This window comes from Streptomyces durbertensis (genome assembly GCF_014156695.1).
In the GTDB taxonomy this organism is placed as follows: domain Bacteria; phylum Actinomycetota; class Actinomycetes; order Streptomycetales; family Streptomycetaceae; genus Streptomyces; species Streptomyces durbertensis.
The window spans coordinates 1-11,502 of record NZ_WMLF01000147.1 but is presented as its reverse complement, the minus strand read 5'-3'; the positions used below and the strand labels follow the sequence as shown (position 1 = coordinate 11,502).

General features: G+C 74.4%; 13 protein-coding genes. 5 read left to right on the top strand and 8 right to left on the bottom strand.

Translation table 11 applies throughout. The annotated features are described in order from the left end of the window. Window positions 1–2,363: FtsX-like permease family protein (locus GL263_RS12420; RefSeq protein ID WP_182855723.1), on the bottom strand; the 2,363-nt coding region annotated here is incomplete at its 3' end. A gap of 4 nt (window positions 2,364–2,367) precedes the next feature. After that, window positions 2,368–3,144 carry an ABC transporter ATP-binding protein gene (locus GL263_RS12415; RefSeq protein WP_182855722.1) on the bottom strand — a complete coding sequence of 259 codons (777 nt, stop codon included), beginning with the start codon at window positions 3,142–3,144 and terminating at the stop codon, window positions 2,368–2,370. A gap of 124 nt (window positions 3,145–3,268) precedes the next feature. Here GL263_RS12415 and GL263_RS12410 point away from each other — a divergent pair, with 124 nt between their 5' ends. Together GL263_RS12410 and GL263_RS12405 are read left to right on the top strand one after the other, a co-directional pair. After that, window positions 3,269–3,562, top strand: a complete 294-nt coding sequence (locus GL263_RS12410) for an antitoxin (RefSeq protein ID WP_228456457.1) — start codon at window positions 3,269–3,271, stop codon at window positions 3,560–3,562. Next, window positions 3,559–3,930 (top strand): fic family toxin-antitoxin system, toxin component, encoded by a 372-nt coding sequence (locus GL263_RS12405; protein WP_182855721.1) that lies wholly within the window; start codon window positions 3,559–3,561, stop codon window positions 3,928–3,930. Before GL263_RS12410 ends, GL263_RS12405 begins: the two co-directional genes overlap by 4 nt. Window positions 3,931–3,956: 26 nt before the next feature. Here GL263_RS12405 and bioD read toward each other — a convergent pair whose 3' ends face one another. The 3 genes from bioD to bioB are packed head-to-tail and all read right to left on the bottom strand — an operon-like array spanning window position 3,957 to window position 7,187. Then, window positions 3,957–4,664 (bottom strand): dethiobiotin synthase, encoded by a 708-nt coding sequence (bioD, locus tag GL263_RS12400; protein ID WP_182855720.1) that lies wholly within the window; start codon window positions 4,662–4,664, stop codon window positions 3,957–3,959. 5 nt (window positions 4,665–4,669) lie between these two features. Beyond that, entirely contained in the window at window positions 4,670–5,974 is a 1,305-nt protein-coding gene (locus GL263_RS12395; protein WP_182855719.1) for an adenosylmethionine--8-amino-7-oxononanoate transaminase, read from the bottom strand. Then, window positions 5,967–7,187, bottom strand: coding sequence for a biotin synthase BioB (bioB, locus tag GL263_RS12390; protein WP_182855718.1), 1,221 nt, complete (start codon window positions 7,185–7,187; stop codon window positions 5,967–5,969). Before bioB ends, GL263_RS12395 begins: the two co-directional genes overlap by 8 nt. A gap of 148 nt (window positions 7,188–7,335) precedes the next feature. On the opposite strand from bioB, the gene GL263_RS12385 reads away from it, so the two are divergent. Then, entirely contained in the window at window positions 7,336–8,481 is a 1,146-nt protein-coding gene (locus tag GL263_RS12385) for an 8-amino-7-oxononanoate synthase (RefSeq protein ID WP_182855717.1), read from the top strand. A 316-nt stretch (window positions 8,482–8,797) separates the two neighbouring features. After that, window positions 8,798–9,238, top strand: coding sequence for an ATP-binding protein (locus tag GL263_RS12380; RefSeq protein WP_182855716.1), 441 nt, complete (start codon window positions 8,798–8,800; stop codon window positions 9,236–9,238). 20 nt (window positions 9,239–9,258) lie between these two features. Here GL263_RS12380 and GL263_RS12375 read toward each other — a convergent pair whose 3' ends face one another. Together GL263_RS12375 and GL263_RS12370 are read right to left on the bottom strand one after the other, a co-directional pair. Further along, window positions 9,259–9,588 (bottom strand): hypothetical protein, encoded by a 330-nt coding sequence (locus GL263_RS12375; RefSeq protein WP_182855715.1) that lies wholly within the window; start codon window positions 9,586–9,588, stop codon window positions 9,259–9,261. A 4-nt stretch (window positions 9,589–9,592) separates the two neighbouring features. Next, window positions 9,593–10,246, bottom strand: coding sequence for an ATP-dependent Clp protease proteolytic subunit (locus GL263_RS12370; RefSeq protein WP_182855714.1), 654 nt, complete (start codon window positions 10,244–10,246; stop codon window positions 9,593–9,595). 94 nt (window positions 10,247–10,340) lie between these two features. On the opposite strand from GL263_RS12370, the gene GL263_RS12365 reads away from it, so the two are divergent. After that, the gene (locus GL263_RS12365; RefSeq protein ID WP_182855713.1) at window positions 10,341–10,607 is read left to right on the top strand and encodes a type II toxin-antitoxin system Phd/YefM family antitoxin; all 267 of its coding nucleotides are present in this window, start codon (window positions 10,341–10,343) and stop codon (window positions 10,605–10,607) included. Window positions 10,608–10,637: 30 nt separating this feature from the next. On the opposite strand, the gene GL263_RS12360 is transcribed toward GL263_RS12365, so the two are convergent. Further along, on the bottom strand, window positions 10,638–11,408 hold the full coding sequence (locus tag GL263_RS12360) for a lysophospholipid acyltransferase family protein (protein ID WP_182855712.1): 771 nt from the start codon (window positions 11,406–11,408) through the stop codon (window positions 10,638–10,640). Between the last annotated feature and the right edge of the window lie 94 nt (window positions 11,409–11,502).

The window sequence follows — 11,502 nt, the reverse complement described above, 5'->3', positions numbered from 1 at the left end:
GCCCCGAACAGACAGATCACCACCGACTCCAGGCGCACCATGCGCCGCAGCTGCCGCCGTGACATGCCCACCGCCCGCAGCATGCCCAGTTCCCTCGTCCGCTCGATCACCGACAGCGCGAGCGTGTTCACCACCCCCAGCACCGCGATCACCACCGCCAGTCCCAGCAGCGCGTAGACCAGGTACAGCAGCACCGCGACCTGGTCGCGGACAAGCTGCTTGTAGTCGGCGTGGTCGCGGACCTGCACCTGCGGCAGGTCGGCGAGAGCCTGCTCCAGCCGTTCCCGTAGCACCGGCGGGTCGGTGCCGTCGGCGGCGTTCACCAGCAGCACCGCGTCCTGCCCCGCGACCTGGTGGCGCTCCAGCGTCGGCAGCCCGAGGAACGCGCCGACGTCCCCGCCCGGCGCCGGGCTGCCGCTCTCCACCAACGCCCCGACCCGCAGCCGGGCCGTCCCTCCGCCGACGAACTCCGCCTCCAGCGTCGAGCCCACCGCCAGACCGTGCCGCGCGGCGAACCGCCGGTCGAGCGCCAACCGGTCGGCGCCCACCGCCCCGGCGGTGTCGCCGGCCGTGTATTCGACCCGGGCGACCTCGTCCAGTCCGGGGTCCACGGCCGCGCCGATCGTGCGGTGTGTCGAGCCGTCCGGGAGGGCCAGCCGCAGCGGCACAAAGCGCTCCCGGACCACGATGCCCACGCCCTCCACCGCGTCCACCCGCCGGGCGACCTCCGAGGTGAAGGGCCGGAAGCTCTCGTTCTGGATGACAAAGTCCGCGCCGAGGGTGCGGTCGACCTCCCGGTCGAAGGACGCGGTGATCGAGGCGCCGCCGATGGACAGCCCGGTGACCAGGGCCAGACCGACCATCAGCGCGGAGGCAGTGGCGCCCGTGCGGCGCGGGTTGCGCAGCGCGTTGCGCCGGGCCAGCACGGCGACCGGCCCGAACGCCCGTGGCAGCCCGAACCCCAGTACCCGCACCACCGGCCGCACCAGCGCCGGCCCCGCCAGCACGGCGGCCAGCAGCGTGAGCGCCACCCCCACCGCGAGCCACGTCCCCGCTCGCCCGGCCGACTCGGCGCGGGCCAGCATTACCAGCGCCCCCGCGCCCGCGACGGCCACCGCCGCGCCGAGCGCCGCGCGCAACCGCAGCGGCCGCCCCACCGCGCTCACCTCGGTGTCCGCCAGGGCCGCCACCGGCGGCACCCGGCCCGCCCGCCGCGCCGGCAGCGCCGCCGCCACCAACGTGACGCCCACTCCGACCACGTACGCGGCCACCGGCACCACCGGCTCGATCCGGATGTCCGCCGGGTCCAGGTACATGCCGAGCAGGCCCATCAGCCGGACCAGCCCGTGCGCCAGCCCCACCCCGGCCAACAGCCCCAGGCTGGCCCCCACGACGCCCAGCAGCAGCGCCTCCACCAGCACCGACCGGCGCACCTGCCGGCGTTCGGCGCCCAGCGCCCGCAGTAGCCCCAGCTCCCTGGTGCGCTGCGCGACGAGCATCGCGAAGGTGTTGATGATCAGGAAGACGCCGACCAGCACCGCCACCCCGGCGAAGCCGAGCATCACCCAGCGGATGACCCCGAGGACCGTCCCCAGCTCGGCGGCGGCCGACTCGCTCTGCTGCTCGGCCGTCCGGTAGGTGTAGTCCCCGCCCAGCGCGGCGGCCACCCGGTCCCGCAGCACCGGGTGCGGTACACCTTCGGCGGCGGTCACCGCGAGGGAGGTGGCCCGTTCGGCGTCCCCAAGCAGCACGCGGGCGGCGACGTCCGGATCGAGGAACACCAGCGTCGCGCCGGGGTTGGTGGTGGTGAACGCCGCCAGGCCGACCACCTCGACCGTCACCGTGCCCGGCTCGGCGACGATCCGCAGCCGGTCGCCGACCGAGACGTCGTGCCGCTCGGCGCTGTCCCGGTCCAGCAGCGCCTCGCGGTCGCCGCGCGCCGGCCTGCCCTCGGCGAGTTCCACCACCCGGCGCGGCTCCGGGTACCAGCCGGTGGCGATCGTCGGCGCTCCCGTGGTGGAGCCGATCCGCCGCCCGTCCGCGCCGACGACGGTGGCGCTCTGCACCCGCACCTCCGGCCGGGCGTCCGCGACCCCGTCGACTTCGGCGGCGGGCCCGGCGAGCGCGGCCGGCACCGTGGGCTCGGCGCCCGACAGCGTCTGGTCGCGGCCCTCGGGCGCGTCCCTCGGGAGGACGGTCACGTCCGCCGCGCTCGCCGCGAACAGCCGGTCGAAGGTGTGGCGGACGGTGTCCGAGAAGATGACACTGCCGACCACAAAGGCGACCGACAGCAGGACGGCGAGCGCGGACAGCAGCAGCCGGCCCCGGTGGGCGGCGAGCGAACGCAGCGTGGCACGCAGCACGCGGTCAGCTTCCCCTCGGGGCGTCCAGCCGCTTCATGCGTTCCAGGACGACGTCGGCCGTCGGATCGTCCAGCTCGTCCACCAGGCGGCCGTCGGCGAGGAAGAGCACATGGTCGGCGTGCGCGGCGGCGGCCGGATCGTGGGTGACCATGGCGACGGTCTGTCCGAGCCGGTCCACGGCCACCCGCAGCTGCCGCAGCACCTCCAGGCCGGAGCGGGAGTCCAGGTTGCCGGTCGGCTCGTCCGCGAAGATCAGTTCCGGCCGGGACGCCAGCGCCCGGGCGCACGCCACCCGCTGCTGCTGGCCACCGGACAGCTGCGCGGGGCGGTGGCCGAGCCGGTCGCCGAGGCCGAGCGTGGTGATCACCTCGTCCACCCACGCCCGGTCCGGGCGGCGTCCGGCGATGTCCATGGGCAGGGTGATGTTCTCCCCGGCGGTGAGGGTGGGCAGCAGATTGAAGGACTGGAAGACAAAGCCGACCCGGTCGCGGCGCAGCCGGGTCAGTTCACGGTCGCCGAGCGAGGTGATCTCGCGGTCGCCGAGCCAGACCCGGCCGGAGGTCACCGAGTCCAGCCCGGCGAGGCAGTGCATGAGGGTGGATTTACCGGAGCCCGACGGGCCCATCACGGCGGTGAAGCGACCGGCCGTGATGTCCACGTCCACGGCGTCGAGCGCGGTGACGGCCACCTCAGAGTCGCCGCCGTACCGCTTTGTCAGCAGCCGGGCACGGGCGGCCGGCCGTTGGTCGGTCGGGGGCTGCGGCTGCGCTGCGGTGGTCATCGTCGTCCTTCCCGCCCCGGCGCGTGGGCCGGCTCTTCGTCCGGTGCTGTCTCGACCGTACGGCTTCCCGGCGGCGTCCGCCGGAACCTTGCCCGAGCTAGCGGGTCGGCGCTAGCATGGTGTGATGGCCAAGACACAGCTGAACGTGCGGGTGGAGGAGTCCACCGCCGACACCGCGCGGCAGCAGGCGCGCCGGCGCGGAGTGAGCGTCAACCGCTACATCGAGGACCTGGTCCTGCGGGACGCCGGCGAGGCGGGCCACTCCTTCGTGGAGTCCGCCGCCGACTTCATGAAGCAGTACGAGGCCGTCTTCTCCGAGGAGTTCGCCGACGAGTTCGCCGAGGAGTTCGGCGAGGCCCGCGCCCTGGAAGCCGCGGCCGACGCGCCCGGCGAACGCAAGGGCCGCACCGGCCGGTGAGTCTGCGGATCGACCTCGCCTGGCTGCTCATGGTCGCGGAGGAGAAGATCCCCGGGGACCCGGCCATCACCGACTACGGCGCGCTGATCGCCGCGGTGAGCCGGCACGACGCCGCCGTGTTCGGCCGCCCCGTCTACCGGGAGCCGGCCGAGCGGGCCGCCGCCCTCCTCCAACAGCTCCTGCACATCCCGGCGTTGGAGCGGTCGAACGCGATGTTCGCCACCGCCGTCGCCTACGGCTACCTGATCGCGGCGGGGGAGAAGGTCGCCACGTCCCCGGAGAAGGTCCGCGACCTGGCCCGGCTCGTCAAGGAAGGCCGCGCCGAACTCGCCGACATCGCGGCCGAACTCCGCACCTGGACCCTCTGACGTGCCGGACCGGCCGGCCCGCCGGATCATCCTGGCGGTCGGCCGTCCCAGCAACCGCCCAGCTCCGGCGCCAACCACGCCGGCGCCGCCGCCGTGAAACGCGGGGCGTCCCACCCTCCGGCGCCGGCCGGCACCACACCCAGCAGCGGGGCACCGGCGACCACCGGCAGATCGTCCAGGTTGCAGCGCTCGGCAAGCCCGGGCTCGGACGGCCAACTCCCCACCACCAGCCCGCGGCAGTCCAACCCGCGGGAGGCCAGCGCCTCCGCCGTGAGCGCCGTCGTGTTCAACGTGCCGAGTCCGGCCGCCACCGCCAGCAGCACCGGCGCCTCGAGCAGCCCGGCCACGTCGGCCAGCGTCGAGGCCCGCTCGTCCAGCCGCACCAGCAGCCCGCCCGCGCCCTCCACCAGCACCAGATCATGCCCGGCGACCAACTCCCGGGCCGCCGCGGCCGCCCGCCCCGCAGACACCGGGGGCATTCCCGCCCTCGCCGCCGCCGTCGCCGGGGCCAGCGGCTCCGGATAGCGGCCCAGTTCCCGTCCGGTCACCGCCCCGCCGACCAGCCGCCCGACCTCCGCGACGTCCCCGGCCTCGCCTTCCGCGACGCCGGTCTGCGCGGGCTTGAGCACCGCGACGCTACGGCCGGCCCGCAGCGCGCACGCCGCCACCGCCGCCGTGACAACCGTCTTCCCGACCTCGGTGCCGGTACCGGACACCACCAGGATCTCGCCCAACGCACTCACCCCTCGCGCGCGGCGGCGCACACCGCCGCGCCGATCCGCGCCAGATCCGCGTCCGCGGTGACGTACGGCGGCATCGTGTAGACCAGGTCGCGGATCGGGCGCAGCCACACGCCCTCCCGGACGGCGGCCCGCGTCGCGGCGGCCATGTCGACCTCCCGGTCGAGCTGCACCACACCGATCGCGCCGAGCACCCGCACGTCCCGCACACCCGGCAGTCCGGCCGCCGGCGCGAGGTGCGTGCGCAGCCCGCGCTCGATGCGGCGCACCTCGGCCGCCCAGTCCTGGCCGGCCAGCAGTTCCACGGAGGCCAGCGCCACGGACGCCGCCAGCGGATTGCCCATGAACGTCGGCCCGTGCGCCAGCACCGGCACCTCGCCGCGCGAGATGCCGTCCGCCACCCGAGGCGTGCACAGCGTGGCGGCCATCGTCAGATAGCCGCCGGTCAGCGCCTTGCCGAGGCACAGCACGTCGGGGGTGACACCGGCGTGCCCGGCGGCGAACAGCCGGCCGGTCCGGCCGAAACCGGTGGCGATCTCGTCGAACACCAGCAGCACGCCGTACTCGTCGCACGCCTCCCGCAGCACCCGCAGATAGCCGGGGGAGTGGAAGCGCATGCCGCCCGCGCCCTGCACCACCGGCTCCACGATCACCGCGGCCAGTTCGTCGGCGTGCTCCCGCACCAGCCGCCGCAGCTTTTCGGCGTACGACTCGTCCAGCGGCGCGTCGAACCCGGCCGGAGGCGCGGGCGCGAAGACCTGCTCGGCCAGCACCCCCGACCACAGCTGGTGCATCCCGCCCTCCGGGTCGCACACGGACATCGGGTGCCAGGTGTCGCCGTGGTAGCCGCCGCGCCAGGTCAGCAGTCGCCGCTTACCGGGCCGGCCCAGCGAGCGCCAGTACTGGAGGCACATCTTCAGCGCCACCTCCACCGACACCGAACCCGAGTCGGCCAGGAACACGTGTTCCAGGTCGCCCGGGGTCAGCTCCACCAGCCGCCGGGCGAGCCGGACGGCGGGCTCGTGGGTGAGCCCGCCGAACATCACATGGCTCATCCGCCCCAGCTGCGCGCCGGCCGCCTCGTTCAGCACCGGATGGTTGTATCCGTGCACCGCGGACCACCACGAGGACATGCCGTCGACCAGTTCGGTCCGGCCCTCGACCGGCTCCGCCAGCCGCAGCCGCACACCGGACGCCGACTCCACCACCAGCGGCGTCTGACGCCCGGGCATCGGCCCGTAGGGGTGCCACACGTGGCGGCGGTCCAGCTCCAGCAGCTCCGCGGTGGAGAGCGGATCAGGCATTCGGCGGGACCTCCGTGCCGGCGCCGCGCCGCCGGACGGTCACCAGCTCGGACCGCTGCCGGGGCGTACCCGACGCGCTCTCCCCGGCCTCGGCGCCCGGGGCCTCGACGACTCCGGCCTCCTCTGCGGCCTCGGCCGCCGCAGCGCCGTCCCCGCCGTCGCCGCACGGTCCGCAGGCGCCTCCGCCGCAGCCCCCGGCCGCCACGTCCGCCCGGTGCGTCGGCAGCGTCGTCTCGCCCGCGCCCTCGACCTCAAAACCGGCGTCCGCGATCATGTCCAGGTCGGCCTGCCCGGCCTGGCCCTCGCTGGTCAGGTAGTCGCCGAGGAAGATCGAGTTGGCCAGGTGCAGGGCCAGCGGCTGCATCGAACGCAGCTGCACCTCACGACCGCCGGCGAGCCGCACCTCCACGTCCGGGCAGACGAAGCGCACCATCGCCAGGATGCGCAGCGCCCGCTGCGGCGTGAGGTTCCACTCCGCGGCCAGCGGGGTGCCCTCGAAGGGGATCAGGAAGTTCACCGGCACCGAGTCCGGGTCCAGCTCACGCAGCGCGAAGACGACGTCGACCAGGTCCTCGTCGCTCTCGCCCATACCGGCGATCAGTCCCGAGCAGGCCGACAGGCCGGCGGCCTGCGCCTGCTGCACGGTGGAGACGCGGTCGGCGTACTCGTGCGTGGTGCAGATGTCGCCGTACGTCGCCTCGGAGGTGTTCAGGTTGTGGTTGTAGGCGTCCGCGCCGGCATCCCGCAGCCTGGCCGCCTGCCCGTCGGAGAGCAGCCCGAGGCACGCGCAGACCTCGACGTCCGCGTGCTGCTCCTTGATCGCCGAGATCGTCTGCGACACCCGGTCCACGTCCCGGTCGGTGGGCCCGCGTCCGCTGGCCACCAGGCACACCCGCTTGGCGCCGCCGGCGACCCCCGCGCCCGCCGCGGCCGCCGCCTGCTCCGGCTTGAGCCAGGTGTACTTGAGGATCTCGGCCTTGGACCCCAACCGCTGCGAACAGTAGGAGCAGTCCTCCGGGCACAGGCCGGACTTCAGGTTGACCAGGTAGTTGAGCTTGACGCGCCGCCCGAACCACTTGCGGCGCACCTTGCCGGCCGCGGCCACCACGTCGAGCAGATCGTCATCGGAGGTCGACAGAACGGCCAGCGCCTCGTCGCGCGTCGGCAGCTCGCGCCGCAGCCCCTTGTCCACCAGCGTCTTCAGCAGGTCCATGGCCCTAGATCCTGGCCTACCGCACAGCGTGCGGCCAAGGAGAGAAGCGACAAGATGCCCTCCGGGAGGTGTGTGTATCGCCACACCGGCCGTCGCCGGCACCGGCACTAGGTTCTATGGGGACCCGACAGATCAGCGAGGGACGGCCATGTCCACCACACCGTTCGGCTGGCTCACCGAAGCCCGCGAGAGCCGCCGGAGCGCCGGACTCCAACGGCGCCTGCGCCCCAGGAGCGCCGACGCGGAGATCCTCCAGCTCGCCGGCAACGACTACCTCGGCCTCACCCGGCACCCGGCCGTCACCACCGCCGCCGCGGACGCCGTCCACCGGTGGGGCGCCGGCGCCACCGGCTCGCGCCTGGTCACCGGCTCCACCGACCTGCACGCCGAGCTGGAGGCCGAACTGGCGGACTTCTGCGGCTTCGAGGCCGCGCTGGTCTTCTCCTCCGGCTACGCCGCCAACCTCGCCGCCGTGACCGCCCTCACCGGCCCGGACGCGTTGATCGTCTCCGACGCCGCCAACCACGCCTCACTCATCGACGGCTGCCGGCTCTCCCGCGCGACCACAAAGGTGGCCCCGCACGCCGACCCCGAGGCGGTCGCCAAGTTGCTCGCCGGCCATGCGGGCCGGGCGCTTGTGGTCTCCGACACGGTCTTCTCCGTGGACGGCGACGCCGCCCCGCTGGCCGACCTGGCCGAGGTCTGCCGTGAGGCCGGCGCCGGGCTGCTGCTGGACGACGCGCACGGCCTCGGCGTCCTCGGTGGCGGCGGCCGCGGCACCGCCCGGGCGGCCGGTCTGGCGGGTCGGGAGGACACCGTCGTGACGCTCACGCTCTCCAAGTCCCTCGGCAGCCAGGGCGGCGCCGTCCTCGGCCCGGCGGCGGTCATCGACCACCTGCTGAACGCCGCGCGCACCTTCATCTTCGACACCGGCCTCAACCCGGCGGCGACCGCCGCCGCGCTGGCCGCCGTCCGCCTGCTGCGCGAGCGCCCCGACCTGCCGGAACGGGCCCGGGCGGTCGCCCGCGGCTTGCACGTCGGTCTGACCGCGGCGGGACTGTCGGCGGTCAGACCGGACGCCGCCGTCGTCTCCGTCCGCGCGCCCTCCCCGCAGGACGCGGTCGCCTGGGCCGAGCGCTGCCGGACGCGGGGGCTGCACGTGGGCTGCTTCCGCCCGCCCTCCGTGCCCGACGGGATCTCCCGGCTGCGGCTCACCGCCCGGGCCGACCTGTCCGACGCGGAACTCGACCGCGCCGTCCGCACGATCGTCGACACGGCGCCCGCCGACGCCTGAGCCGCCGTCCGCGAAGTCGACGCGCCTGAGCAGCCGGCGCGCCTGGGAAGCCGCGCCGCCCGCAGGCGTCGCCTGCGGCCGCTCACGCAGCGTCAACAGCCCCGCATGACCGGAGGTTCCCCACCCGCCCGTCAAATACGCTCTGTCGTCGTACAGTTCACCGCTTCGAGCGACAGAGCGGCCGACATCGGCCGCAGTCGGCTCGATCCCCGGCGCGGCAGTGGCACTCTGACCGGGAGCAGCCAGCCGCGGACGCGCCGCCCCCACATCCACGCGTCAGGGCGCACGGGACGCGGTGGGAAGGATCAAGGCGGTCATGGCCGATCACCAGGAAGCGTCCGTCAGCCTGCCGAGCACACCCGCATCGGTCGGCAGGGCGCGCAGATACGTTTCTGAAGCCCTCGCCCAGTGGGGTCTGCCGGCGGACAGCGAGCTCGGGGACGCCGTCGCGCTCATCGTCTCCGAACTGGCCACCAACGCCGTGCTGCACACCAGGGGCCAGTCGCCGGAGTTCACCCTCCGGCTCCTGCTGGAGCGCCAGGAGACGCTGCGCGTCGGAGTGACCGACAGTCACCACCGGCTGCCCCGACGGCTGCCGGCCGCCGTGCAGCAGGACAACGGGCGCGGGCTGGCCATCATCCGGGCGCTCACCGCCGAGTTCGGCGGTGCTCTCACCGTCGTCCCGGCGGGCGGCGGCAAGACCGTCTGGATCTCCCTCGGCTGGCCCGACCCGCTCGCCCTCACCTCCTCCCGGTGAGCACGTCCGCCGGACCGTGCTCACGGCGCGTCGTCGAGCCCCCGGTCCGTCGCGAGCGGCGCCGGCAGGACAAGCCGGCCCAGGCGCCGCTCGACGCCCAGCACTCCGAGGGCGTGCCCGAGGACCCGACCGTGCAGCTCGCGCTCTCCGCGCCCGTGCATCGTGGCCAGCGCGTCGCGCAGGACGGCCGCCTCGGTCACCAGCGCCTGCGCCGCCTGGAGCGCGCCGAGGGTGTCACCTCCCCGGGCGGGGTTGATGCGGCCGAGCCGGCCCAGTGCGGCGAGGTAGCCGTCGACCAGGTCGCCCTCCGCGCGGGTCAGCGCGGGAAGCGGCGGCAGTTCGGGCAGCACGCGCTCACCTCCGCTCTTCCGGTCCCGGCGCGGCCGGGCGTTCGGTGACCAGCGAGTCGACAAGCCCGTAGTCCAGGGCCGCGGCGGCGTCCAGTACCCGCGCCCGGTCGATGTCGGCGGCGACCCGCTCCCGCTCCTGGCCGGTGAGTTCGGACAGCAGCTCCGTCATCACCGCGCGCTGTCGCAGCGCCTCCGCCGCCCACACCGCCACGTCCGCCGGCCCGCCCTCGAACGGGTCGGCGAGCGTCGGTTGACGCAGGACGATCCGGGAGTGCGCCAGCATCAGCCGACGCCCCGGCGTACCGGCCGCCAGCAGCACCGCGGCCTCGGGTCCGGCCTGCCCGACGCAGACCGTCTCCACCTCGCTCCGCAGCTGGCGGAGCGTGTCGTGGACGGCGGCCATGGCCTGGAAGGAGCCGCCCGGCGAGTTGAGGTACAGCGACAGGCCCCGGCCGTCCGCGTCGCCGTCCAGCACGAGCAGCTGCGCGATCACCTCGCCGGCGCTCCGCTCGTCCAGCGGCCCGCCGAGCACCACCACCCGCGCTTCCAGCAGCCGTGAGTGGGGGTCGGTGGTTCGTGTGCCGTGCTCGGTGCGGTGGGTGAACTCGGGCAGGACACGGCGGCCGGTGGAGTCCGGCGGCGCTGACGGCGTCGACATGGCAGACCTCTCCCTCGAGAAGGCGCGGCGTTCCGCACCCGACTGGTAAGTCTGTAAAGAATGTACATTACGTACGTGCGGGTATGCTGGAGGTATGGCATACGAGATTCCGGTGACGCAGGCGCGCGCGGAGCTGGCGGACCTGATCAACCGCGTGGTCTACGGCGGGGAGCGGGTGGTGGTCACCCGTCACGGCAAGCCGCTGGTCGCCCTGGTGTCCGCGGCCGACCTCGACGTCCTGGAAAGCGCCGCGGCGCCGCCCGCCGAGGTGGTGCGGACCGTCTCGGACATGGGGGCAGGCGGCCCCTTGGAGGACCGCGGCAGGTACGGCATCGCCGCCCACCACCGCGACCACGGCTGAGCCCTCGGGCCGGGGTGGGGGGAGGGCGGCTCAGGCGCCGCGCTCCCGCCGTCGGCGCCCCCGCCCGAGGCGCGGTGCACGCCCCTCGGGCGTCGGCGCCTCGGTGCCGGCCTGCTCGGCCGCCGGCCGGGCCTGCTCCTCCTTGGCCTGCGGGGCGTACACGTCCACGTACTCCTGGCCGGACAGCCGCAGGATCTCGTACATGATCTCGTCCGTCACCGCGCGCAGCACGGAACGGTCCGACTCCAGGCCGGCGAAGCGGGAGAAGTCCATCGGCTCGCCGAAACGAATCGTCACCCGGCCGAGCCGGGGCAGCACACGCCCCGGCGGCTGGAGTTCGAACGTGCCGAGCATCGCGCACGGCACGACCTTCACCCCGGCCCCGAGCGCCATCGCCGCCACACCCACCCGGCCCTTGTAGAGCCGTCCGTCGTGGGAGCGGGTGCCCTCCGGGTAGATACCCAGCAGCTCCCCGCGCGCCAGCACGGCCAGCCCCTCCCGCAGCGCCGCCTGTCCGGCCCCGCCGGAGCGGTCCACCGGGATCTGGCCGACGCTGCGGAAGAACGCCGCGGTCAGCCGCCCCTTGAGGCCGGGGCCGTTGAAGTACTCCATCTTGGCGAGGAAGGTGATGCGCCGCCGCAGGATCGCCGGCATCAGGAAGTGGTCGGAGAACGACAGGTGGTTGCCGGCCACGATCGCCGCGCCGTCGGCCGGCACGTGTGCGAGCCCCTCGATGCGCGGGCGGAACAGCAGCCTGAGCAGCGGACCCAGCACCACGTACTTGAGCACGTTGTAGAACACCGGGTTCGTCTCCCCACTCCGCCGCACCGGACACGTGTGCGTTGACGGCACATCAGGACATGTGCCCATGCTGACATCTCCGCACGCCCACCGC